This is a genomic window from Acinetobacter sp. YH01024 (genome assembly GCF_013420195.1).
GTDB lineage: Bacteria > Pseudomonadota > Gammaproteobacteria > Pseudomonadales > Moraxellaceae > Acinetobacter > Acinetobacter amyesii.
The window spans coordinates 13,308-37,510 of sequence record NZ_VOYQ01000033.1; the positions used below are offsets into that span (position 1 = coordinate 13,308).

At 40.0% G+C, this 24,203-nt stretch carries 23 protein-coding genes; 14 read left to right on the top strand and 9 right to left on the bottom strand.

The features are described from left to right. Window positions 1–160 precede the first annotated feature (160 nt). Window positions 161–331, bottom strand: coding sequence for a hemin uptake protein HemP (gene hemP / locus FTT88_RS12560; RefSeq protein ID WP_078189103.1), 171 nt, complete (start codon window positions 329–331; stop codon window positions 161–163). 147 nt (window positions 332–478) lie between these two features. On the opposite strand from hemP, the gene FTT88_RS12565 reads away from it, so the two are divergent. Continuing rightward, window positions 479–1,378, top strand: a complete 900-nt coding sequence (locus FTT88_RS12565; protein ID WP_180005250.1) for an NUDIX domain-containing protein — start codon at window positions 479–481, stop codon at window positions 1,376–1,378. 142 nt (window positions 1,379–1,520) lie between these two features. On the opposite strand, the gene FTT88_RS12570 is transcribed toward FTT88_RS12565, so the two are convergent. Then, window positions 1,521–2,138 carry a tetratricopeptide repeat protein gene (locus tag FTT88_RS12570; RefSeq protein WP_257233069.1) on the bottom strand — a complete coding sequence of 206 codons (618 nt, stop codon included), beginning with the start codon at window positions 2,136–2,138 and terminating at the stop codon, window positions 1,521–1,523. Next, on the bottom strand, window positions 2,080–4,473 hold the full coding sequence (gene mrcB, locus FTT88_RS12575) for a penicillin-binding protein 1B (protein WP_180005249.1): 2,394 nt from the start codon (window positions 4,471–4,473) through the stop codon (window positions 2,080–2,082). The genes FTT88_RS12570 and mrcB overlap by 59 nt, the downstream gene beginning before the upstream one ends. 152 nt (window positions 4,474–4,625) lie before the next feature. Here mrcB and FTT88_RS12580 point away from each other — a divergent pair, with 152 nt between their 5' ends. From FTT88_RS12580 to FTT88_RS12590, 3 genes are all read left to right on the top strand, one after another. Next, a complete protein-coding gene (locus FTT88_RS12580) occupies window positions 4,626–5,564 on the top strand; it encodes an NAD(+) kinase (protein ID WP_078189100.1) in 939 nt (312 codons plus the stop codon). Window positions 5,565–5,566: 2 nt separating this feature from the next. Continuing rightward, entirely contained in the window at window positions 5,567–5,833 is a 267-nt protein-coding gene (locus FTT88_RS12585) for a YeaC family protein (RefSeq protein ID WP_078189099.1), read from the top strand. A gap of 81 nt (window positions 5,834–5,914) precedes the next feature. Next, complete coding sequence (locus FTT88_RS12590; protein WP_180005248.1) at window positions 5,915–6,331, top strand: hypothetical protein; 417 nt, start codon at window positions 5,915–5,917, stop codon at window positions 6,329–6,331. 420 nt (window positions 6,332–6,751) lie between these two features. On the opposite strand, the gene FTT88_RS12595 is transcribed toward FTT88_RS12590, so the two are convergent. Further along, complete coding sequence (locus FTT88_RS12595) at window positions 6,752–7,747, bottom strand: glycosyl transferase family protein (RefSeq protein WP_180005247.1); 996 nt, start codon at window positions 7,745–7,747, stop codon at window positions 6,752–6,754. Window positions 7,748–8,155: 408 nt separating this feature from the next. Between FTT88_RS12595 and FTT88_RS12600 the strand changes: the two genes are divergently transcribed. Next, on the top strand, window positions 8,156–9,502 hold the full coding sequence (locus FTT88_RS12600) for a dicarboxylate/amino acid:cation symporter (RefSeq protein ID WP_180005246.1): 1,347 nt from the start codon (window positions 8,156–8,158) through the stop codon (window positions 9,500–9,502). Window positions 9,503–9,673: 171 nt separating this feature from the next. Then, the gene (locus FTT88_RS12605; RefSeq protein ID WP_180005245.1) at window positions 9,674–10,816 is read left to right on the top strand and encodes an acyl-CoA dehydrogenase family protein; all 1,143 of its coding nucleotides are present in this window, start codon (window positions 9,674–9,676) and stop codon (window positions 10,814–10,816) included. 145 nt (window positions 10,817–10,961) lie between these two features. Here the strand turns inward: FTT88_RS12605 and FTT88_RS12610 are convergent, their stop codons facing one another. Beyond that, on the bottom strand, window positions 10,962–11,492 hold the full coding sequence (locus FTT88_RS12610; RefSeq protein ID WP_180005244.1) for a DJ-1/PfpI family protein: 531 nt from the start codon (window positions 11,490–11,492) through the stop codon (window positions 10,962–10,964). Between the two features lie 570 nt (window positions 11,493–12,062). Here FTT88_RS12610 and pheA point away from each other — a divergent pair. From pheA to FTT88_RS12630, 4 genes are all read left to right on the top strand, one after another. After that, window positions 12,063–13,172 (top strand): prephenate dehydratase, encoded by a 1,110-nt coding sequence (gene pheA / locus FTT88_RS12615; protein ID WP_078194414.1) that lies wholly within the window; start codon window positions 12,063–12,065, stop codon window positions 13,170–13,172. Window positions 13,173–13,241: 69 nt separating this feature from the next. Next, window positions 13,242–14,333: a histidinol-phosphate transaminase gene (hisC, locus tag FTT88_RS12620; RefSeq protein ID WP_078189092.1), complete on the top strand. Its 1,092-nt coding sequence runs from the start codon at window positions 13,242–13,244 to the stop codon at window positions 14,331–14,333. A 3-nt stretch (window positions 14,334–14,336) separates the two neighbouring features. Beyond that, window positions 14,337–16,586: a bifunctional prephenate dehydrogenase/3-phosphoshikimate 1-carboxyvinyltransferase gene (locus FTT88_RS12625; protein WP_180005243.1), complete on the top strand. Its 2,250-nt coding sequence runs from the start codon at window positions 14,337–14,339 to the stop codon at window positions 16,584–16,586. 112 nt (window positions 16,587–16,698) lie between these two features. Continuing rightward, window positions 16,699–17,070, top strand: a complete 372-nt coding sequence (locus FTT88_RS12630; protein ID WP_180005242.1) for a hypothetical protein — start codon at window positions 16,699–16,701, stop codon at window positions 17,068–17,070. A gap of 85 nt (window positions 17,071–17,155) precedes the next feature. Here the strand turns inward: FTT88_RS12630 and FTT88_RS12635 are convergent, their stop codons facing one another. Then, window positions 17,156–17,680, bottom strand: coding sequence for a hypothetical protein (locus FTT88_RS12635; RefSeq protein WP_180005241.1), 525 nt, complete (start codon window positions 17,678–17,680; stop codon window positions 17,156–17,158). A 284-nt stretch (window positions 17,681–17,964) separates the two neighbouring features. Then, window positions 17,965–18,591 (bottom strand): alpha/beta hydrolase, encoded by a 627-nt coding sequence (locus FTT88_RS12640; RefSeq protein ID WP_180005240.1) that lies wholly within the window; start codon window positions 18,589–18,591, stop codon window positions 17,965–17,967. A 125-nt stretch (window positions 18,592–18,716) separates the two neighbouring features. Between FTT88_RS12640 and yaaA the strand changes: the two genes are divergently transcribed. The 4 genes from yaaA (at window position 18,717) to FTT88_RS12660 (ending at window position 23,277) form a co-directional block, all read left to right on the top strand. Continuing rightward, window positions 18,717–19,499 (top strand): peroxide stress protein YaaA, encoded by a 783-nt coding sequence (gene yaaA / locus FTT88_RS12645; protein ID WP_180005239.1) that lies wholly within the window; start codon window positions 18,717–18,719, stop codon window positions 19,497–19,499. Between the two features lie 956 nt (window positions 19,500–20,455). Continuing rightward, window positions 20,456–21,778, top strand: a complete 1,323-nt coding sequence (locus FTT88_RS12650; RefSeq protein WP_078189086.1) for an NCS2 family permease — start codon at window positions 20,456–20,458, stop codon at window positions 21,776–21,778. Window positions 21,779–21,844: 66 nt separating this feature from the next. Continuing rightward, complete coding sequence (locus FTT88_RS12655; protein ID WP_180005238.1) at window positions 21,845–22,846, top strand: adenosine deaminase; 1,002 nt, start codon at window positions 21,845–21,847, stop codon at window positions 22,844–22,846. A gap of 56 nt (window positions 22,847–22,902) precedes the next feature. Beyond that, on the top strand, window positions 22,903–23,277 hold the full coding sequence (locus tag FTT88_RS12660; RefSeq protein WP_180005237.1) for a hypothetical protein: 375 nt from the start codon (window positions 22,903–22,905) through the stop codon (window positions 23,275–23,277). 52 nt (window positions 23,278–23,329) lie between these two features. Here the strand turns inward: FTT88_RS12660 and FTT88_RS12665 are convergent, their stop codons facing one another. After that, window positions 23,330–23,887 carry a cytochrome b gene (locus FTT88_RS12665; RefSeq protein ID WP_180005236.1) on the bottom strand — a complete coding sequence of 186 codons (558 nt, stop codon included), beginning with the start codon at window positions 23,885–23,887 and terminating at the stop codon, window positions 23,330–23,332. Window positions 23,888–24,024: 137 nt separating this feature from the next. Further along, the coding region (locus tag FTT88_RS12670) for a transposase (protein WP_180003507.1) at window positions 24,025–24,203 on the bottom strand (179 nt) is incomplete at its 5' end.

A 24,203-nucleotide genomic window follows, 5' to 3' on the forward strand; every position in this document is an offset into this window, starting at 1 on the left:
GTTGTGAGAGGAAGATGAGTGTTGCGATTTAAATTAAATTTGAGTAGCTATAAAGCTTAATTTAACTAAGTACAAAACTTAAAAAGCAGTAAGCGGATGGCTTACTGCTTGTGTCCACGATTATTTTTATTGCGCTGATAATTATTATTTTTATCAGAAATTATTTGGTCAAAATAAGGCGATTATTTCGTGTTAAACGTAGTCGATATTCTTCACCTGCATGCATAATGCGAATTTCACGTCCTAAGGCAAAAAGGTTGTTTGAATGTAGCATAGGCAGTGAGTGGTGTGCTTCATTGCTACGAGTAAAAAGGCTAAATGGTGCGTTCATTCCGTCGACTCCGTGGTGTATTTCTGAATGGTTTAAATGATAATCATTATCGAATAGGCCTGTCAACGGTAATTTTAGGATTTTATAAAAAAGATAAATTTGCTTACACTTGGTTATCAATTGGAACATAGCAGAGAGCAAGGAACTATGTCTAAACCGCAAATCGATGTCGCCATTGCGATTTTATTGCATCAAGACAAAGTACTGGTGGGTTGGCGTGAAGCAAAACAACATCAGGGCAATAAACATGAGTTTCCGGGTGGTAAAGTCGAGCAGGGTGAAAGTCCTGAACAAGCTTGTCGTCGTGAAATTTTTGAAGAAGTTGGCATTGGTTTACACGACTGGCATGCTTTTGATTTTATTCAGCATGAATATGATGATGTTATTGTGAAATTACATTTATTTCATGCCATCGTCCCGCATGCGTTGCTGAATGAAATCAAAAAGCCATGGGCCTGGTATTCACGTCAACAACTCATGAGCTTAAATTTTCCAAAGGCCAATCAAGCTATTTTGCAGCGCATATATTGGCAGCAACAGATCAAAATCACCGCCGATCTACCAACACGTGAAACGCTTCAAGAGACGCTGTTGTATTATTGGCGAGTCGATGCCAGCGCAGAAAATGCAGAGGCATTAAATCAATTACCTACCGTGATTTTAAAACAACTGATAATTAATGAAGATCTATGGTCATTACTCTCTACAGAGGTGCAAGCACATATTTCGGCTTTACATCTTAAGCAGTACCAATTGCTGAAAAAAAATAAAGGTGATTTACAGCTTGGGAAGCGCTATATCGCAGCTTGTCATGATCAAGTTTCTGCGCTGCATGCGCAAAAAATTGGCTGTGAGGCTATTTTTATGAGCCCAGTTCTGGCGACACAAAGTCATCCAGAGGCGCAAGGTATGAGATGGGCGCATTTTTCTGAGATTGCACGAGGCATAGAAATCCCTGTTTTTGCTTTAGGTGGCATGCGTCCTGAATTGCTACCTATTGCACAGCAGCATCATGCTTATGGGGTGGCAGGTATTCGCAATTTTTAAATTAAAGTGTGTATTGAATTAAATTTGTATTTAAAGTCGATATTTTAGACTTAAAGTAACTATTGGAAATAAGCTTACTTTTAGTATGTTTTAAATAAAAAAGCCTGATCTCAATTAAGATCAGGCTTTTTTATGGGGGTGCTTAAAGAGCTTTAATGGCTTGTTGTGCTTTTTGAATGGTGCTGCTTTTCTTTTGCATTTGACCGGCTTTTAAAACAACATTCCAAAGCTGTTGTTTCATCGGCTTGGTTTGAGCATAGCTTAATCCACGCAGTGCCAACGATTCTGCATTCGCAGGCTGCTTTTTTCGATTGGCGATCATTGCCAAATATAAAAAAGTTTCCGCAGATTGCGGTGCCAAACGCTGTGCTTGAGTTGCCGCACTTTCAGCTTCATTCCATTTTCCATTGGCATAAGCGGTTTGCGTACTTTGCATCAATTTTTTGAATGCAGGCAAGTCACGACCATCATCAAATTTTTGAATTTGGGTTTTCTGCTCAGGAATAACGATGCGTTGACGTTTAATTTCTGGATGGTCATATGGCGTAATAATGACCCCAGAAGAGTCATGGATATCTGCCTTTTTTTCAGGTGGAGCAGGCGGCTTTTGCTCAGGTTCGACTATGGTTTGGCAACCAGCCAAAATGATCGTCAAAACGCTCAGAATACTGAACGTTTTTAAAACTTTAATGTTTTGCAATTTAATTTGTATACTCTCCACTTGAGATGATGCGAGGTTGATCAGATGAACCCTGATCATTATCGACATCACTTTCACGAATGTAGTCACCTAAACTATCATTTTGTTCCTGAGTTGGCTGCGTCTCTTCAGTATCAACTGTGTAAGGTTCTACTTCATATTGTGTCGAACCACATGCCGTCGCTTGATTTGGAATAGAGTTGCGCGACAGAGGAATATACATCGCACCTGTACAATGCTGTGCAGATAAATTACCTGAATAACGGTCTAACCAATGCCACTGTACGCTGTCTGGTTGACGTAAATTAACTGGTTTTTGACGTAACTGCTTCATGACATTGGTCCAAACAGGAAGTGCTCCTGACGAACCAGTTAAGCCTGTAACTTTGTTGTTGTCTAAACCTAACCAAACCACACTTAAGTAATTACCTGAATAACCTGCAAACCATGAGTCACGCGTATCATTGGTTGTCCCTGATTTACCTGCAAGTTTAAGTGAAGCCGGTAATGATGCATAAGCAGAACGGCCTGTCCCTGAACTCATCACTTGTTGTAAACCGTAGTTCAAGATAAAGGCTGCATCAGGTGCAATAGTCGGTTGTACCGTTAAGCTATAACGATCTAATAAACGACCATTGGCATCGACCACTGAACGAATAGCTTTCACTGGATATTTGAAGCCACCGGTTGCAAAGTTTCCATAGACACTCATGACTTCCATCGGTGACATATCGATAGCACCGAGGTAAATCGAAGGGTAGCTTGGAATATTAGAAGTCACACCAAACTTTTTCAGATGGTTAATAAAAGTCGACATACCGAACTCTTGACCTAAGCGTACCGCAGAGAGGTTATACGAGTTTGATAGGGCATCGACCATTGGTACGACACCATGTGCGCCACCACTATAGTTTTTCGGTGTCCAAGCTTTGCCATCACTTTGAATGCTGATAGGACTGTCTTCGATTTGACTCGCCCAGTTATAACGGTTGGATTCTATCGCACTGAGGTAAATCACAGGTTTTAGCAATGAACCGACTTGACGTTTAGCATCCATTGTACGGTTAAAGCCGGTAAAGTCCTGCGTTGAACCGACTGCTGAAACCAATTCACCATTTTCAGGATGAGACACCAATACCGCGCCTTGTAATTCTTTTAAGCGTGCTGGATTGGCATTGCTTAAACGGGCCACAGATTCTTTAAATGCAGTTTGTACACGGGTTTGTGCAATCGGGTCCATCGCGGTGAAAATACGCAGACCTTGATTGGTCAAATCGCTTTCTTGGTATTCAGTACGCAGTTGACGACGCACGATATCCATATAGTCTGGGAAGCGAGAAGGGCCCAATGTTGGTTTTGTAATGACATTTAATGGACGTGCAGACTCAGTTTCATATTGTTCCTGAGTTAAATAGCCCATCACCACCATATTGTTCAACACAATATTACGGCGTTTAATCGCACTTTCAGGGTTTTTCCACGGATTAAATAGAGTTGGACCTTGAACCAAACCGACTAAATACGCCTGCTGAGCAATATTTAGTTCACGTAGGGGTAAACCAAAATAGAATTGTGAGGCTAAACCATAACCATTGATGGAATAGTTACCGTTTTGACCTAAGTTCACTTCGTTTAAATAAGCTTCAAGAATTTCATCTTTGTCATAGTGAAGTTCAATCAGCATGGCCATTAAGGCTTCGTTGGCCTTACGCTTAATGGTTCTCTCAGGCGATAAATAAAAATTTTTCACCAATTGCTGAGTGAGGGTCGAACCACCTTGACGTTTTCCGCCTGTGACATTACTCACAATGGCACGTGCTGTACCACGAATCGAAATACCATGATGTTGATAGAAATTGCGGTCTTCGGTAGCAATTAAAGCTTGGATTAAAGGCTTAGGCACTTTATCAAGTTTGATCAGCACACGGTCTTCATTGTGCTGAGGATAAATACCACCAATTAACATCGGCTCTAAGCGGGCAATACCACTACTTGAAGGCTTGGTTGCACTCACTTCAGTGATTTGATCTTCACCAAAGGTCACTTTAAGGACTTGTTCAGGGTCGACACTATCACCAAAGTCAAAACCACGCGTATGGATATAGGTCACATTGCCAGAAGTAACGTAACTCCCTGTTTTCGCATAGCTATCTTGAGCGTTATAGCCCAAAAGTTTCAGTTCTTGGTTGAGGTCTGCTTGGCTTACAGGCGCATTGGTATAAATTTCTAAAGGACGAGCAAATACCTTGGCTGGAATGTCCCAACGTTGACCTTCGAATTTATCCCGTACAATATTATCTAGACGAATAAGATAAATGCTGAACACGAGAAATCCGCCGATAATCAACAGCGAAAAAATCAGTGCAATTATGCCTATGCCACGTTCAGACTTCATAAATAGTGATAATACCCTGAGAAATTTTGCTAATCATGCGAAGCTTTTCAGTATTTTGCAATATTTAAACTGTTATATGTATGCAAAATATTGGAAGCTACTTCACTAAAGTCGAAACTTTAAAGTTTTTTTAAATCATTTCTGTTAGTGATATGATACCAATGAGGCGAAGCGGAGCAAAAGCGCAGGTGCAAATTTCACATAAATCATTTCGAAACATTGGGTTGATTGGTCGTCCAGACAAATCATCAGTGATCGAAACCCTATGTTTGATCCACGATCATATTTTGAGTTTGGGATTACATCCTGTATTTGATACGCAAACAGCGCAGCTGGTTCCCTACAATAATACTCAGACGGTCAGCCGTAATTTATTGGGTGAAGTTGTCGATTTGGTGATCGTTGTCGGAGGTGATGGTTCATTGCTTCATGCCGCACGTGCCTTGGTGAAATATAATACCCCTGTGATTGGGGTGAACCGTGGTCGTTTGGGCTTCCTGACCGATATCAAACCGACAGAAGTGATTTTCAAGTTAGATCAAGTGCTCAAAGGTGAGTTTCAGCTAGACCGACGTTTCTTGTTGGAAATGGAAATTCGCTCGAAAGGCGAGTCGATTTATGATGCTGTAGCTTTAAATGATATTGTGCTGCACTCGGGTAAATCGGTACACATGATCGACTTTGAACTGAATATTGATGGGCAATATGTATACCGCCAACACAGTGACGGTTTAATTGTTTCGACACCAACCGGCTCTACAGCTTATGCATTATCTGGTGGTGGTCCGATTGTCCACCCAAGTATGGATGCGATTGCCTTAGTGCCAATGCATCCACATACTTTGTCGTCACGGCCGATTGTCGTCGGCGGACAAAGCGAAATTAAAATTTTGATTCGTGAAAATCGTGTTCTACCAATGGTCAGTGCCGATGGTCAACACAGTGTATCATTGGGTGTAGGCGATAGTTTACATATCCGCAAACATCCATTTAAGCTCAACTTATTACATCCACCTGGTTATGACTTCTATATGGCATGTCGTACCAAGCTAGGCTGGAACCAAGATTTTGACTCATTAAAGCAGGATTAATTATGAATATTGAACAGATGCTTGCCGTACTCGATCCTGAAATTGTTGGTCGATTAAAAACGGCAATTGAAATTGGTAAATGGCCAAATGGCGTAGCGCTGACTCAAGAACAACGTCAAATTTGTATGCAAGCGGTGTATGCATGGGAAATTAAACATTTGCCAGAAGATGAGCGTAGTGGTTATATCGACCGCGGGACCAAAGAAGAAGATGAGCATTGCGACTCGCATGTGGAAGAACCTGAGTTCAAGCCCATTCGTTTCGTTTAATCGAATTCACTTCAAAAAGCCATATGGTTAGATCAATCATATGGCTTTTTTAAATCTTAAAAATAAGTAAAAAATATTTAAATGAAATCAATAAAATTAAAATACTTGATGAGTACAGTGATTGCTTTGCTGTCGGGTCAGGTTTTTGCTGAAAATAAAATTGAATGTTTAATGCAGGTTATCGTTATTTCAAGTAGCAAATTTGTTGAACCAAAAACTCAATATACACAAATCAAAAATGATAGCTCGCCAATGTTGCTGATTGGAATTAAAATTCAAAAGGCAAAAGCCGCTTTTAAATCCGCGAAAATTCAAAGTCATCAGAAATATTGTTCCAGCTTAGTAGGGCAACGTAAAGATGCCTATTTGTCTGGGCGATATGAGTCGAATAACATTCAAATTAAACTCGGCGATCAACTCGAATTGAAAAATATTCATCGCTCTGGAAAACATTATCCTTTTTGGGTGGATTTTTATTTTCCGATTAAAGCTGAATAAGTAGGGGAAATAATTAAAGTCAGAAATCAACTTAAATACTGATGTTACGCAGTAACATTAGAAGCGCAATTTGATTCAAATAAAAGAATGATACGCGGTAACGTCATCCGCAAGTGTTTGAGACAGGGCTACTTCTAATCAAAAATGTTTTTGCGATACTTTGGATAATTTGACGGTAGTGAACGAGTTTTGTGGATGACAATGGTTTTGGGTACTTTTGCCGAAACAAAAGTACTTCCAGCCGAAGGCTAATCCCTTTATTCAAACCCTAGATGCAAGACTCCGTCGAATAGACTTAAAAAATCATTTTAAAAATGCGTAACTACTTTTACGCGCGTAACATCAGTTAAATATGAAAAAATAGGAGAGTGAATTCAGAGAAATGATTCACTCTCCTAGTCTAGAGCCACAATAATTATATTAGAACCGATCTGCCCAAAGCGCTTTGGCTTTTTGCATCGCTTCATCAAAACTTGTGACGGCGCCCATGGTATACAGTGCGATTCCCATGGTTTCGGTCACTGCGATTTCACCATATTCATGTGTCTGCTGACCGTCCCAAACGGCTTTAAAAACGGCCAAATCAAGTTCTTCTTCGACGGGACTGCGGTTGTCCGTCAGTTTAGGCAATTCATGTTCATACATTTCACCATCCTTGATGCCGCAAATTAAGGTTTTTGCATCGGGGTTACGTTCGAATTCACCACCTTCACCCTTAATGACAGCACTATTTTGATAACCCAATTGGAATGCCGCACGTTGGTGTGATCCACGATAGGCTGGGTGGAAAATCGCTTGCATGGTGGCTTTGGCATTAAACGGATTTATTAGGCGGGCAAGGGTGTGAATTGGGGAACGCAAACCCATCACATTGCGCAGTGAAATTAGATCACTGAGTATTGGCGAAATGACGTCGAGCGGAATATAAGCAAAATGACGCTGATTGAGCTGCTGTTCCACATCTGTATCATTTTGGCAAATAGGAAAACCCAAATACTCTAATACTTGTTCTGTATAAAGGCGGTTAATGGTATGACCTGAAGCACCATGCATCACGACATTGTAGCCGTGTTTTGCCAGCGTTAATGCGGCCAATAAAAACCAAGGATAATGTTTACGTTTACCTGCATAAGATGACCAATCTAAATCGACATCAAGCTTTTTAAACTTGAGTTGATCACGGGAGGCTTGGACAAAGCCAGTGAGTTCATCGACAGATTCTTCTTTTACACGCAATAACATCAGGAAAGCGCCCAATTGAACGTCTAAAACCTCATCTTTTAAGATCATGCTGAACGCTTGGTAGGCTTCATCATAAGTGAGCGAACGTGCACCATTCTTTCCTTTACCCACAATACGGACAAATTGCGCAAAAGGATGTTCAAAATCTTTGTAAATATTTCGTTTATTGTTCATGCAAATACTGGGCTTAAAATTAGGACTTAAGGATAGTTTACTTCTATAGTTGGTATTTTTCAGCCTGATAACAGGTTTAAAAAAGGATGTCTTTAGACTATCGTCTAATAAACTCGGTCTATTATTTAACCGAAATTAACATTTGTGGCAGAACAAGCCCTTAAAAAACAGGTAAAATTTAACCTACTTTAGTATGTGTTTCATCTCCTGATCAATGCGCTGATTTTATATCAGGTCCTGATGTGATTATTTAATCACCATACATATTTCGTTTTTCTGTATTTGGCTAAGTCAAATACCTTTGGTGCTCTTTTGTCGAAGACAAAGGGGTTTTGGGCTGTTTATTTTTTGAAAATAGACAAAAACTGAATATTTCTTTGAAGCAGAAATATATCGTGAAGTAATGTCATGGCTAAAAAACCAATTTATAAGTCACTATATTTTCAAGTGATCGTTGCCATTATTGCGGGTGTTTTGGTGGGGCATTTCTCACCAAGTGGCACGCAAATTATCAATGGTACCGAGCAATACGTAAAAGGCTGGGGTGAATTGTTCTATCCACTAGGACAAGGTTTCATCAAGCTGATTAAAATGATTATTGCACCTGTGATCTTCTGTACCGTGGTAAGTGGTATTGCAGGTATGGAAAGCATGAAATCTGTGGGTAAGACAGGTGGGGTCGCTTTACTATACTTCGAAATCGTTTCGACCATCGCACTCATTATCGGTCTTGCAGTGATTAATATTGCAAAACCTGGTGTAGGCATGAACGTAGATCCAGCATCTTTAGATACTGCAGGTATTTCTAAATATGTTGAATCTGGTGCAGCACAATCTACCCAAGAATTTTTTATGAATATCATCCCAAACACCGTTGTTGGTGCGTTTGCTGAGGGTGAGATTCTTCAAGTTCTATTATTTGCCTTATTATTTGGTTTTGCATTGCATAAACTTGGTGATGCAGGTAAGCCTGTATTGAAGTTTATTGATCAAATTGCACATGTATTCTTTAACATTGTAAACATGATCATGAAGCTTGCGCCAATTGGTGCCTTCGGTGCGATGGCTTATACCATTGGTAAATATGGTATTGGTAGTTTGGCGCAATTGGGTCAATTGATCATCTGCTTCTATATTACCTGTTTGCTGTTTATTTTCCTTGTACTTGGCTCAATTGCACGTATTTGCGGTTTCAGTATCCTCAAAATGATTCGTATGATTCGCGAAGAGTTACTGATCGTACTGGGTACGTCTTCTTCTGAATCTGTACTGCCACGTATGTTGAAAAAACTCGAACTTGCTGGTGCAGAAAAATCTGTAGTGGGCCTTGTTATTCCAACAGGTTATTCATTTAACCTAGATGGTACGTCTATTTACCTGACCATGGCAGCAATCTTTATTGCACAAGCGACCAATACACCGCTTGATATTTCGCATCAGATCACGTTGTTGTTGGTTCTACTCATTTCATCTAAGGGTGCTGCGGGTGTGACGGGTTCAGGCTTTATTGTGATGGCTGCAACATTGTCTGCTGTGGGTCATATTCCTGTTGCAGGTTTGGCATTAATTCTTGGTATTGACCGTTTCATGTCAGAAGCACGTGCATTAACGAACCTTGTAGGTAACTCTTTGGCAACGATTGTGGTTGCGAAATGGGTGGGTCAATTAGACAAAGAAAAACTGGATTTTGCTTTGGCAAACCCTGAAGAAATTGACCGTCAGATGCAAGAAGAAGGCAATGCACATCATGCCTAAGGCAGATGCTGTGATGTAAAAGATGTCATTTAAAAAGGAAGCTTCGGCTTCCTTTTTTAATGCAGGACTAAAGCTAAATTTGAACGCTTTAGTTTTTGGGCATGACGGCCGTTCTAAACTGCAATAGGATGGAGTTCAACAAAACAACAAACTTAACCAAGGAAGAAACACATGCTGGCTTATGATGCAGACTTAGAATTATTTCGAGATAACTTTCGCCGTTTTATGGCAGAGCATGTCGCACCACATTATGAGCAATGGGAACGTGAAGGCATTATGCCGCGATCAGTATGGAATGCCTTGGGTGAAAATGGCTTTTTATGTGTCGATGTGCCTGAAGAATATGGCGGCTATGGCGTCCCAACGCATTATTCACTGATGTTAGTTGAAGAATCTGCTCGCGCAGGTTTTAGTGCATTATCGACAGGTATTTCATGCCATTCTGAAATTGCAGCGCCTTATATTTTGCACATTGGTTCAGAAGAACAAAAACAATATTGGTTACCGAAAATGGTCACGGGTGAAGTGGTCGGTGCTATTGGTATGACAGAGCCGGGTGCAGGTTCGGACTTACAGTCTATGCGCAGTAGTGCAATTTTGCAGGGGGATTATTATCTTCTCAATGGTTCGAAAACCTTTATCTCAAATGGTCAACATGCAGACTTAGTGGTATTGGCCGCGAAAACTGATCCACAAGCACGTGCCAAAGGCGTGTCACTACTCTTAGTCGATACACATTTGGATGGATTTAAGAAAGGTACCAACCTCGACAAAATTGGTCTACATGCACAAGATACTTCTGAGTTGTTTTATGACAATGTCAAAGTACCGAAAGAGCAACTTTTGGGTCAAGCTGGACACGGCTTTGCTTACTTGATGCAAGAGTTACCGCGTGAACGTACCGCAATTGCCTCGACTGCAATTGGTGCGATTCGTGGTTCCATTGATGTGGCAACGCAGTATGTTAAAGAGCGACAAGCGTTCGGACAGGCGATCGGACAGTTCCAAAATACTCGTTTTGTCTTGGCACAGGCTAAGATTGACGAATTGGCTACAGCGGCATTTTATAATCAAAATGTTGAACTTTATATGCAAGGCAAACTTGATGTTGAAACTGCAGCAGCACTCAAGAGCTTTTCTACCGATATGCAAATGAAAGTGGCCCATAATCTACTTCAATTATTTGGTGGCTATGGTTATATGACCGAATATCCAATTTCACGCTTTTTTGTCGATGCGCGTATCCAGCAAATCTACGGTGGCACCAATGAAATTATGAAAGAAATCGTGGCACGAAGTATTTTAGGTCGATAAACAATTTATCAGGCTGACATTAAAATAGCGAAGTGAAGGCTTCGCTATTTTTTTTAGGATGTATTTCTATAGAGACGATGTATTTCTATAGATTTGCGTGTGTGAATTAGATTGTGAGGTTGAGTGTAAGTGAATATATTGAGACCTATGATAATGACGGTTGCCCCAAAACTTGCAAACAGACTTCAATAAATTCAGGGGTATCTAAAGTACTACGCGACGATATATACAGGTTATTATCATTCACGACCGATTGATCCGACACCATCACACCTGCGTTTAACAAAGCTGATTTAAGTGTTTCAGATTGGGCGAAATGGCGACCTTGTATGACACCAGCTTCTAATAACAACTGTGGACCGTGACAACTGCTCAAAATCGGCTTTTGGCTATCTGCAAAATTACGTACAAAATAGATAAAACGGTCATCTAAAGCGAGTTTCTCGGGTGAATAACCGCCGGGGATAAACAAGGCATCAAAATCATGTACAGAGGCGTCGTCGATACTCTGGTCAATGGTGATCTGGGAACGGCGTTTAATACCGTAAACGATTTTTCCAATCTGATCTTCGACATTGATAATGCTGTGCCGAGCGGCTCGAAATGCCTCTACAGGCTCAAGATACTCAATATCTTCAAAATCGTAGGTCACTAACACTGCAATTTTCTTGTGCATACTTGTACCTATGGGTCTGTTATTTTTTTTCTGATATTTAGACTACAAAGCAATGATAAAAATTACCTGTGTCTTTTGTAATAAATGCGTCAATGACTGTAAACACTAGATGAAAGTGCCTATTAAGTCACTGAAAAAACGATCAATGACCAAGTGTTTATATAGATCATCTTTAAGTTTTAAATTATTTCTATGCCATGAAAGCCAAGTTTTGAAATTTTTATTTTGCTTCAAGTATTGAGAGCAAAATTTAAAAATGAAATGACCAATGAAACAAATTGATTGATGGGCTTATAAGGGGATGGATCTGATGCAAATTTGGAGGAAAAGAGAAGGTCTATTTATTGTGCTGCTCAAGTTGAATGATCAATAAAGCCGTCAAAAGGTAAGATTTGCCTTAATTATGGCTTTACCTATCAGTTTGGCTGTTTTGGCTCTTAAGTTAAGCTGATGAAGCTTTAATCAACTGTATGTTTTTAAGGCTGAAACCATCAAAGTCGTATTGCGCAACATTTGAAAGCTAACTATTGTTATACTGTTTGCAAAATTTTTTTGAAGGGCGACATAACAATGATCAACGATGATCAAAACACTCCGACTTCTCTGGACTTAGCTCAAATTCGTGAAGATATCGACTCTGTTGATATGCAGATTCAACAACTTATCAACCGTCGTGCGAAACTAGCTGAAGCTGTGGCAAAAGCAAAATTTGCTGCAGAAGAGAATCCATTGTTTTATCGTCCTGAACGTGAGGCGCAAGTTTTACGCAAAGTTATGGATCGTAACGAAGGCCCATTGTCTGATGTGACAATGGCACGTTTATTCCGTGAGATCATGTCGGCTTGTTTAGCCCTTGAAGCACCGCAAAGTATTGCGTTCTTAGGTCCAGTTGGGACTTATACACATTCGGCAGTGTTGAAACACTTTGGTCAAGACGCTGTGGTGCGCCCATTACCAACAATTGATGAAGTATTCCGCGAAGTAGAAGCAGGCAGTGCGCACTATGGTCTTGTGCCTGTAGAGAACTCATCTGAAGGTGTAGTGAACCATACTTTAGATTGCTTCAAATCTTCACATCTCAATGTTATTGGTGAAGTTGAACTGCGTATTCATCACCAGTTCCTAGTGTCTGAAAACACACGTAAAGACAGCATTAAACAAATTTATGCACATCAACAAACTTTGGCGCAATGCCGTGGTTGGTTAGATGCTCATTATCCAGGTGTAGAACGTGTTGCACTCAGTTCAAATGCAGAAGCTGCACGCCGTATTCGCAATGAATGGCACTCAGCAGCAATTGCATCTGAAGTCGCTGCGAACATTTACAACCTTGAAATTTTGCATAGCAATATTGAAGACAATCCTGAAAATACTACTCGTTTCTTGGTGATTGGTCGTGAGAAAGTACCGCAATCGGGCAATGATAAAACTTCATTGTTGATTTCTGCGCATGACCGTGCAGGGGCATTACTTGAAATTCTTGCACCGTTTGCCAAGCATAATATTAGCTTAACAAGTATCGAAACACGTCCTGCATTACCAGAAAAATGGGCTTATGTATTCTTTGTGGACTTGGAAGGTCATGTTGAGCAAGAAAACGTGAAAGCGGCAATTGAAGAAATTCGTCCGTTAGTAAAAGAAATTCGTGTATTGGGTTCATATCCGATTGCTGTTCTTTAAGATCACAACTGTGATCAATTCCATCAGGAGTTGATCACCTTCATCATTTGAAAAAACTGGAAGTGTAAAATGACGTTTGTCCCAGCCAATGAAGGCATTGCAAAGCTAAAGCCTTACCAACCAGGTAAACCAATTAGTGAACTTGAGCGTGAGTTGGGTATTACAGATATCGTAAAACTCGCATCAAATGAAAACCCATTGGGTTGTTCTGACAAAGTGAAAGAAGCGGTTGCTGCTGAACTTGCAGAAATTGGTCGATATCCGGATGGTGGCGGTTTTATTTTGAAAGACCAAGTTGAAAAACAATTTGGTATTGCACATGACCGCATTACGTTGGGTAATGGTTCAAACGATCTTCTAGAAATTTTCGCTCGTGCTTTTGTTTCAGAGCAAGACTCTGTGGTGTATAGCCAACACGCATTTGCTGTGTATGGTCTGGTGACTCAAGCGATTAATGCTGAAGCGATTGAAGTGCCTGCAAAAGGTTTTTCACATGACCTAGATGCAATGGCTGCGGCAATTAAAGACAATACTAAATTGATTTTTATTGCGAACCCAAATAATCCAACAGGTACATGGTTTGAAGAAGCTGAATTTGAAGCGTTCATGCAAAAAGTACCTGCAAATGTGATCGTGGTTTTAGATGAAGCTTATGTGGAATATTTCCCAGAAAACTTCAACAGCTTGAAATTCTTAGATCAATACGCAAACTTAATTGTGAGCCGTACCATGTCAAAATGTTATGGCTTGGCTGCGTTACGTGTTGGTTTTGCCTTGGCTTCAGTTGAAGTGACGGATTTCCTCAATCGTATTCGTCAACCATTTAACGTGAACCATCTTGCGATGGTGGCTGCAGTTGCTGCACTTAAAGATGAAGCATTTATTGAAAAATCACGCGTAGTGAACAAAGCGGGTATGGCTCAACTTGAGTCAGGCTTTGATGCTTTAGGTTTAGCGTATGTGCCTTCACGTGCGAACTTCATTTTAGTAAATGTAAAAGCAGATCCTGCACAGACGTTCAATGCTTTATTAAAAGAAGGTGTGATTGTTCGTCCAGTTGGTATCCCTGAGCATTTACGTGTATCAATTGGGACTGAAGCTGAAAATGCTAAATTCTTAGCTGCATTGGCTAAAGTTTTGGGCTTAGAGGCTAAAGCTTAAGTCATGTCTGTGCCACTATTTGAAAAAGTTGCTTTTATTGGGCTTGGGCTGATTGGCTCAAGCCTAGCTCGCGTCATGATTGCTGAAGGTTTAACTAAGGAAATTGTGGCGTCTACGCGTTCACAAAAAACTTTAGAAGATGCAAAAGCTTTAGGGCTTATTCAGCAGGGTTATAGCGATCCTGCCGAAGCGGTCAAAGGTGCAGATCTTGTTGTTTTGGCTTTACCTGTTCGTGCGACACAAAAAGTCCTTGAAGCGATAAAGCCTTATCTATCCGAACAGACGATTATTACCGATGTTGGGAGTACCAAAGGCAATGTCGTTGATGCAGCGAAAGCAGTCTATGGTGAGCAATTACCTGCTGGTTTTGTACCGGGGCATCCGATTGCTGGGGCTGAACTAACAGGTGTGCATGCCGGTAAGGTAGATTTATTTGCTAATCACAAAGTGATTTTGACACCATTACCTAGCAGTGCAGATTGGGCTGTAGAGAAACTGATTCAATTGTGGCAAGCTGCCAAAGCGGAAGTGATTTGTATGGATGTGGAAAAACACGACGAAGTGTTGGCCCATACCAGTCATCTTCCGCATTTGATGGCATTTAACTTGGTTGAGCAACTTGCGAACCGAGAAGACAATTTGGATATTTTCCGTTATGCCGCTGGCGGTTTTCGTGATTTTTCACGTATTGCTGCAAGCGACCCACATATGTGGCATGACATCTTTTTTGCCAATAAAAAGGCAATTTTAAATGCGGTAGATGGCTTTGAAAAACAATTGGCTATTCTTCGCAAACTGATTGAAGATGAAAACTCACAAGCGTTGATGGGACTGTTGGGGCATGCACAAGCGGCACGCCAACATTTCAATCACATGCTCGCAAAGAAACCACTGATGGAGAAAAATAAAGTGACGACACAGCAATTCAAAATTTTACCGGGCCCAAAGCAATTCCAAGGTAAATTTACTGTGCCAGGTGATAAATCTGTGTCACATCGCTCTATCATGTTTGGTGCTATTGCAGAAGGTACAACGCATGTCACTGGATTCCTTGAAGGTGAAGATGCCTTGGCAACCCTTCAAGCATTCCGCGATATGGGTGTAAGTATTGAAGGCCCTAAAAACGGCGAAGTCACCATTCATGGTGTAGGTATGCATGGTTTAAAAGCACCTGCAGGCGCTTTGTATATGGGTAACTCAGGCACTTCAATGCGTTTGCTTTCAGGCATGTTGTCGGCACAGAAGTTTGATTCGGTGATGACGGGTGATGCGTCATTATCAAAACGTCCAATGGAACGTATTGCAAAACCATTACGTGAAATGGGTGCGCAAATTCAAACCACAGGTGAGCGTGGTACGCCGCCCGTGTCTATTTCTGGAAGTCAAAACCTTAAAGGTATTCACTACGATTTACCAATGGCATCTGCACAAGTAAAATCCGGTATTTTGTTGGCTGGTCTTTGGGCGGAAGGTGAAACTGTTGTCACTGAGCCAGAACCGACACGTGACCATTCTGAACGTATGCTTCGTGCATTTGGTTATGACGTGAAAACAGAAGGCAACCGCATTTCACTTCAAGGTGGCGGAAAGTTAGTCGGTACGGACATTCAAGTACCCTCTGACATTTCATCTGCAGCATTCTTTATGGTGGGTGCAGCGATTACTGAAGGTTCAGATGTCACACTTGAAGCGGTCGGCATTAATCCAACACGTACAGGTGTGATCGAAATTTTAAAACAGATGGGTGCTGACCTGACTGTTGAAAATGAACGTATCGCTGGCGGTGAGCCGATTGCAGATATTCGTATTCGTGGTTCACGTACACTCAAAGGCATTCATATGCCAGAAGATCAAGTGCCATTGGCGATTGATGAATTTCCAGCACTGTTTATCGCAGCAGCATGTGCAGAAGGTCAAACCATTTTGACCGGCGCTGCTGAACTTCGAGTGAAAGAGTCGGATCGTATTCAAGTGATGGCAGATGGCCTAAAAATTATGGGTATCGATTGTACGCCAACCGAGGACGGCATTATCATTGAAGGTCAAGGCAAAGCGGGTGAGTGGGGTGCAATCTTCACAGGTGGTCAAATCGAATCACATCATGACCACCGTATTGCAATGAGCTTCTCAATGGCAGGTTTACGTACTTCGGGTGAAATTAATATCGTGGGTACAGAAACTGTTGCGACCAGCTTCCCGACATTTACAGAGCTAGCGACTCAAGCCGGTTTAACGATTGCGGTAAGTGAATAAATAATTCACTAAATTTGTATATTTATTCAACAACAGCCAAGCAAATGCTTGGCTGTTTGGTTTTAATTGCTTATGCTAAAACCATACAACAAGAATGTCTTTGGATAGATACATGAGAAAACTACAATTCACCGCCCATAGCGATTCAAATCGAGTTGAAAGCAGTGCTGATACGCAAACTCAGGTTGCTGAATTATTGGCAAATAAATTAGAGCGTTATGGCTTTCAAACGTTATCGCAAAGTGGTGATCAGATTGCAGTCAGTGTCGATCAACATGAATTGCCACTTTCAGTGACATGTCAGGGCCAGGATGAATCAGGTCGTTTAGTCTGTGAAATTACCTCTTATCCAGATGAAGACCAAGATTGGTTAGATCGTATTACTGAGCAAAGTCTATTGAACCAATTGGCTCAAGCGGTCGAAAACAGTTTAAAAGAAGAAGAGTCATATAGTGAGTTTCAATGGAAACAAATGACAAAATGATTTGAAAATTGAAGTAAAAATCATCCATAAAAAAAGCAGCATAGCGCTGCTTTTTTGTTTTTTTAACGGAAGGTATTGAACAACGTTATAGACATTCAATATTGATTGGATTAATGGTTCGATTGCTCTTTTTCACATAGTCACACATTTTTTCTGACTCTTGTTCATTGAGTCCCCAAAACACGATCACACCACGTTGATCAGTCAATTTACTATCGCTTAAATAAATATAATGGGTGTCATGATAGTTTTTATCGAGCATATCTTTATATTTTTGATCGGTAAAAGGTGAACAAGATGAAATTTCAGCTTCTTTACACACCGAGTCACTCGAACAGCGTTGCTTAAAGGTTGAAATCATATTCATGGTGTCTGTGCTGTTGAGCTGGGCTTCACACACTTGGCTATTGGGAAAGTCGTAGACCATCTTTAAGCTAAAATCACGACCATCGACATTCATCTTGTATGACGCTGTCAAATAGGCTTTGGGACCATCGTTCGCAGCAACCGTAGATGCTGGAAAATTCGTTGTTGTGGAAGGCGTTGAATTAAAATAATAGACCAAAGCTGCAATGCCTAGACTTAAAATCACAGCAACAATAAATTTCATTTTTCCCTCTAAATTTTATCTTAATTTTTCTGGGTATTATTTCTGTAGTTGATTATTTAAACAAGTAAATTATTGGTTTTTAGATAAAAAATTGAGGCGTAATCAAAATTAAACGAGCATCGGCTTAGGTCATTACATGTTGAATAGATAATGATCACCAATGCATTTAAATGATGGATAAATCGAAAAGCGAGAAGTTGAATTTATCTGGAATATTGGGGGAATAGAGCGTTCGCTAGGCAAAAAAAATGAGCCAGTTAAGCTGACTCATTTTTTGGTATTTTTTATACTAAAAAGCGTGAAATCGCGATACGAAGCTGTTTTAGATAACCCGTAAAGAAGTGGTTTGCACTTGGTAAAACCGTGATTAAATGGCGCTGTGGTTTGGCCCACTGAATCAAGTCAGATAACAGTGTGACATTATCTTCTTCACCATGAATAAATAAAATATCACCCTTAATATGTGGTGTCACATAGTGACGTACACCTGCAACTGTTGTGGTTGGTAGGCCACATAAAATAGTTTGTACAGGCTGCAATTCTACTGGCAATAGGGCATAGCATTTAGTCATGACATTTGCACCAAAACTAAAACCGCCTGCATAAAATGGCAGGTTCGGATGTTGGTTGCGAGCAAATTCAATGACTTGCATGGTGTCTTTAGTTTCACCATTGCCTTCGTCATGTATTCCTGCACTTTGGCCAGAACCACGGAAACTTGGGCGATAGACAACATAGCCACGTTCTAAGAACATTTGCGCTAAAAGCACAGGGACTTTGTGCTGTGGTGTACCACCTTGCAATGGGTGAGGGTGTGTAACTACCGCGAATCCTTTCACTTCACCCTGTGGATAATCAACAAAAATTTCAAGCTGACCAACAGGCCCTTGAATGAACAGTTGTTCTGACATAATGACTAAAATGTGAAAGCGGGAGAGTCGCATAGTTTACAGATTATGTTTATCAAAAACACAGATTGGATTTGAAAATACTCTACTGTTATAGTTTGTTTAATTAAAAATTAATCAGGATGTTTATGCTCGCTTTAATTTCTCCAGCAAAAACTTTAGATTACGAAACCGCTTTACCGACTGAAAAATTCACTCAACCACGGCTATTAGATCATTCTGAAGAATTAATCTCAGTCGCACGTAAATTGTCGGTAAGTGAAATTTCAAGCTTGATGAGTGTCAGTGAGAAAATTGCGACTTTAAATGTTGAGCGCTTCCGAGATTGGCAGCCTGATTTTGATTTTGCCAATGCACGCCAAGCAATCTTTGCCTTTAAAGGTGATGTATATACCGGTTTAGATGCTTATAAACTTACAAACTCAGACCTTGAATATGCACAAACCCATTTGCGTATGCTCTCGGGTCTCTATGGTTTATTGCGTCCGCTTGATCTAATGATGCCATATCGTTTAGAAATGGGAACCAAGTTACAAAACCCACGTGGACATAACCTGTACGAGTTTTGGGACAATATCATCACCAATCTGATTAATGATGATTTGGCAAAAGCGGGTTCTGAAATTTTGGTCAACATCGCTTCAGATGAATACTATAAGTCGGTAAAAGAAGCAAAAATCAAAGCCGAAATCATCAAGCCTGTTTTTCTGGACCAAAAGAACGGCAAATATAAAGTCATCAGTTTCTATGCCAAAAAGGCACGTGGCTTAATGGCGCGTTATTTGTTGGAAAATAAAATTGAACGTATTGAAGACATTAAGTCCTTCAATACCGATGGTTATTATTTCGATGCTGAGAGTAGCTTAAAGGGCGAATTGGTCTTTAAGCGAGACGAACAACAAGCCGCTTAATTTCGAAATTGAAAAACTTAGACCGAAAAGAATATGAATAGCCGCTGTTTTTAAGTCAGCGGCTTTTTTATCTTCTTCACTCGAGATGTAATGGTGGGCCTGTGAAATTGATCGTGCTTTAAATTTCGTATATGAAATGATCTACGATTTGATGCTTTTTACGGAAAAGGATTCGAAAAATCATTCAGCGATTATCTTGTCTATCAGTCTAAAATATATTACAAAATTAACATTGATCGAACAAATAGCTTATTAAATGACTTAATAATATATAAAATTGTGAAATACGTCACTTTTTTGTTTAAATTTTTTGTTATTATAGCCAAATATTTAAACATGAATAAAATTTTGTTATGAAAAAAATACTGATACCAATTTTTATACTCAGCATTGTGTTTTTAGGGTTTAGTGTTTATAAGAATGCAGAGTTAAAGCGACAGCAAGAAATTAATCAGGTGTTCAATGATGATTTGAGCGCATCACCTTATATGCGCTAAAAAAAATCAATCTTGCTGCTTTTGCATTGAGCTCAAGCATGGTCTTGAAGTGTTCGTTTAAATATTGATATTTTATTTTTATATATAATAATTTGAAACTTTATAAAGAAAACAATGTCTTAAATTTACTAAATTGAAAAGCGATGAAAATGTGGAAACATTAAAAAATCAATGTGTTATAATTTGCCGAAATTAATTTGATCAGTATTTATTGATATTAAATACGAATTAAATGACATAAATAGAGGAGCTGCATAGGTTTATGCAGCTTTTTTGTTTGCAAATTTCAACATTTGTACCGTGTTGTATGTTGTTGAAAATAGGATTTTTTAAAGCCTACAATCTGCCGAATTGGCATATTCGTTGCTTAGGCATACACAAAATTAATGATGAATACATGACATGATTAATTTTGTGGAATGCTTATATGCATAAAGTTTACTTCATAGGGGCTAGGTCATGACGACTCCTAATCCATCTTCCGAGAACATGCTTGAACGTCTGTTTAAACTGAGCGAAAACAAAACCAGTTTCAAAACAGAAGTCATTGCAGGTGTAACTACTTTCTTGACAATGTGTTACATCATTATTGTCAATCCAATGATTTTGTCCGAAACGGGTATGGATCATGGCGCTGTTTTTGTCGCAACCTGTCTAGCAGCAGCCATTGGCTGTTTGGTGATGGGGCTTGTTGCTAACTATCCAATTGCCTTAGCACCCGGTATGGGCTTAAACGCTTACTTTACCTATTCTGTATGTTTGGGTATGGGCGTGGAATGGCAAACTGCTTTAGCAGCTGTTTTTGTCTCTGGCCTTGTTTTTATCGCTATCAGCATGTTCAAAATCCGTGAAGCGATTGTCAATGCGATTCCAATGTCGCTTAAACTGGCGATCGGCGGCGGTATTGGTTTATTCCTTGCACTGGTTTCTTTGAAAAATGCCGGCATTATTGTTGATAACCCTGCAACATTGGTTAGTCTGGGTGATTTAAAACAGCCGTCTGTCTTGTTGGCTTTACTTGGCTTCTTGATGGTTGTGGTTATGCATCACTTCAAAGTACGTGGTGCAATCATCATCAGTATTTTGGTGATTACTGCAATTTCAACCCTACTGGGCTTCAACGAATTTAAAGGTGTTGTAGGTGCTATTCCTTCAATCGCTCCAACATTCATGCAAATGAACTTCGAAGGTCTATTCACAGCAAGTTTGATTGGCGTAATCTTTGTATTCTTCTTGGTTGATTTATTTGACTCTACAGGTACATTGGTCGGTGTATCACACCGTGCAGGCTTATTAAAAGACGGTAAATTACCACGTTTGAAGAAAGCATTATTTGCTGACTCATCTGCAATTGTTGCGGGTGCGGCATTGGGTACGTCTTCGACTACGCCTTATATTGAATCATCAGCAGGTGTTGCTGCCGGTGGTCGTACAGGTTTAACTGCAGTTGTAGTTGCTGTATTGTTTATTTTGGCATTGTTCTTAGCACCACTTGCTCAGTCTGTACCAGGTTTTGCAACTGCGCCAGCATTATTGTTTGTTGGTGTGTTGATGATTCAAGGTATCGTTCATATTGAGTGGGATGATATTACTGAAGCAGTCCCAGCATTCTTAACAATTGTATTTATGCCGTTTACGTATTCAATTGCAGACGGTATTGCAATGGGCTTCATTAGCTATGCATTGGTTAAATTGCTGACAGGTAAAGCGAAAACTGTACCGTATATGGTTTGGATTATTGCTGTACTTTGGGCATTGAAATTTGCTGCATTTGGCGGTTAATACTGTCAAATAGCGAAAGGGTGTAAACTCAGTTTGCACCCTTTTTTATTTTTATGAGGATAAGAGATGGATCAACTTGAGCTGATTCGCGCTTTGCCAAAAGCAGAGCTACATGTGCATATTGAAGGGACATTTGAGCCTGAACTCATGTTTGCAATTGCCCAACGCAACAATATTGCAATCCCTTATCAATCAGTCGAAGAATTAAAAGAAGCGTATAACTTTCATAATTTACAGTCTTTTTTAGACATTTATTATGCAGGTGCAAATGTACTGATTCATGAGCAAGATTTTTATGATTTAGCATGGGCATACTTTGAAAAATGTGCAGAAGATCATGTGGTTCATACCGAAATGTTCTTCGACCCACAAACTCATACAGACCGTGGGGTTGCTTTTGAAACTGTCTTGAATGGCTTACAACGCGCTTGTGATGATGCTAAAACGAAACTGGGCATTAGCTCACATCTGATTATGTGCTTTTTGCGTCATTTATCTGAAGACGCAGCATTTGCAACATTAGAACAAGCTTTACCATATAAAGATCAAATTATTGGTGTCGGTTTAGATTCGAGTGAAGTGGGTCATCCACCATCAAAATTTGAACGTGTTTTTGCAAAAGCCCGTGAAGCCGGTTTTCTTATCGTTGCGCATGCAGGGGAAGAAGGTCCAGCAGAATACGTATGGGAAGCCTTGGATTTGTTGAAAGTAAATCGTGTTGACCATGGTGTACGTTCAGAAGAAGATCCTGCTTTGATGCAACGTTTAATTGCAGAGAAAATGCCATTAACCGTTTGCCCATTGAGCAATTTAAAGCTATGCGTGGTCAAAGATATGGCTGAGCATAATATTCGCCGTCTATTGCAACAAGGTGTGCATGTGACCGTCAATTCAGATGATCCATCGTACTTTGGTGGTTATATGAATGATAACTTCATTGCGATCACCAAAGCGCTTGATCTAAGCAATGCAGAGTTAAAGCAACTGGCAATTAACTCTTTTGAAGCATCATTTATTTCAGATGCGGAAAAACAAACTTGGATTAAAAAGATTGAAGCGTTGAATTAATAATCAGCGTATAATCTCAGGCAGTGAATATTCACTGCCTTTTTTATGTTTAAATCATGCTTTTCTCTCATTCAAATCGCTCTATATTTGCCTCATCGATTACATTTTTAGCCGTAGTATTGATTTCATCGGCTGCTATTGCAGATAAATCAAGTTTAAGTCAGCGTATGCTAAAGCCCGTGGTTGAATATCAATGCTCGCAAGAGTTAAATAGTTCTAAAATTTGGAAAGGTGCTGCGTTGTTTATGAGTGCTCAACAGAAAAAAGACAATCAAGCTGCGATTTGTCAGTGCGTGAGTGAGCATGCTATGGATGATATCGGTGCGAAAGATCTGATGACTGCTGCAGTGAATGAAACTGAAAAGAATAAACTGATTTCTAAAGCGGTTTTGAATAGTATGCGTGGCTGTGCTCAGCAAGTGCTGAATTAAAAGATGATGCTCACAATAAAAGCCACATAATGTGGCTTTTATTTTGTCTTTATTAGGGTTTTGGTTGTCGTGTCATGCTTTTGAGCACATGGTCTTTATCAATAAAATGATGTTTCAGTGCTGCCAAAATATGACCGACTAAGAGCAAGCCTGCTGCCCAAGAAATCCAAATATGTAATGGTTTCACGATGGCTAATAATTCAGAATTATCTTGTACCAAGCGTGGTATTTCAAACAAATACAATACGGGAGCAGGGTGACCTGCACTCCAACTGAATAAGCAACCTGTGATCGGCAAAGCCAGTAGTACAAAATACAGTGCTAAATGACCCAAATGTGCCAAGGTTTTCATGCCGGATGACATGCTGTCAGGTAATTCAGGTGCGGGGTGGGTATAGCGCCAAAAGATTCGTATCACCACCAAAAAAATAATCGTAGTCGCAATATTTTTATGGAGGGTAATCACTTGTCCTTTAAAGCTGCCATCGACGTCATAACTCAGAAAATTGCCACTATAAAAGCCAATTAACCATGCCACGATGAATATGATCGCCATCAGCCAATGTAAGACCTGAGCTGTTCGAGTGTAGTATTGTGTGTTATTGCTCATGTTGATTATTTAAGCGTCCAATCTTATGCAGATTCTAATACAGACCACAAAATATGCGTCGTTTAAAATCGGGACACTGTGTTGTGAATATGCAACGCAGGCATTGATGATTAACTACACAAGATTTCTTTCATAAGTCATTTTTCACTCAGCTCCAAGTTATAAATTCCAGCAATTAGATTGAATCTTAATGCTAGTCTTTTGCCTCGATTGCGATATCGCTCAGCAAGAATTTTGAAGGTTTTCAAACTGCCAAATACATGCTCAATTCCAATTCTTCTTTTATTGATTTCCTGATTATAGATTTTTAGTTCGG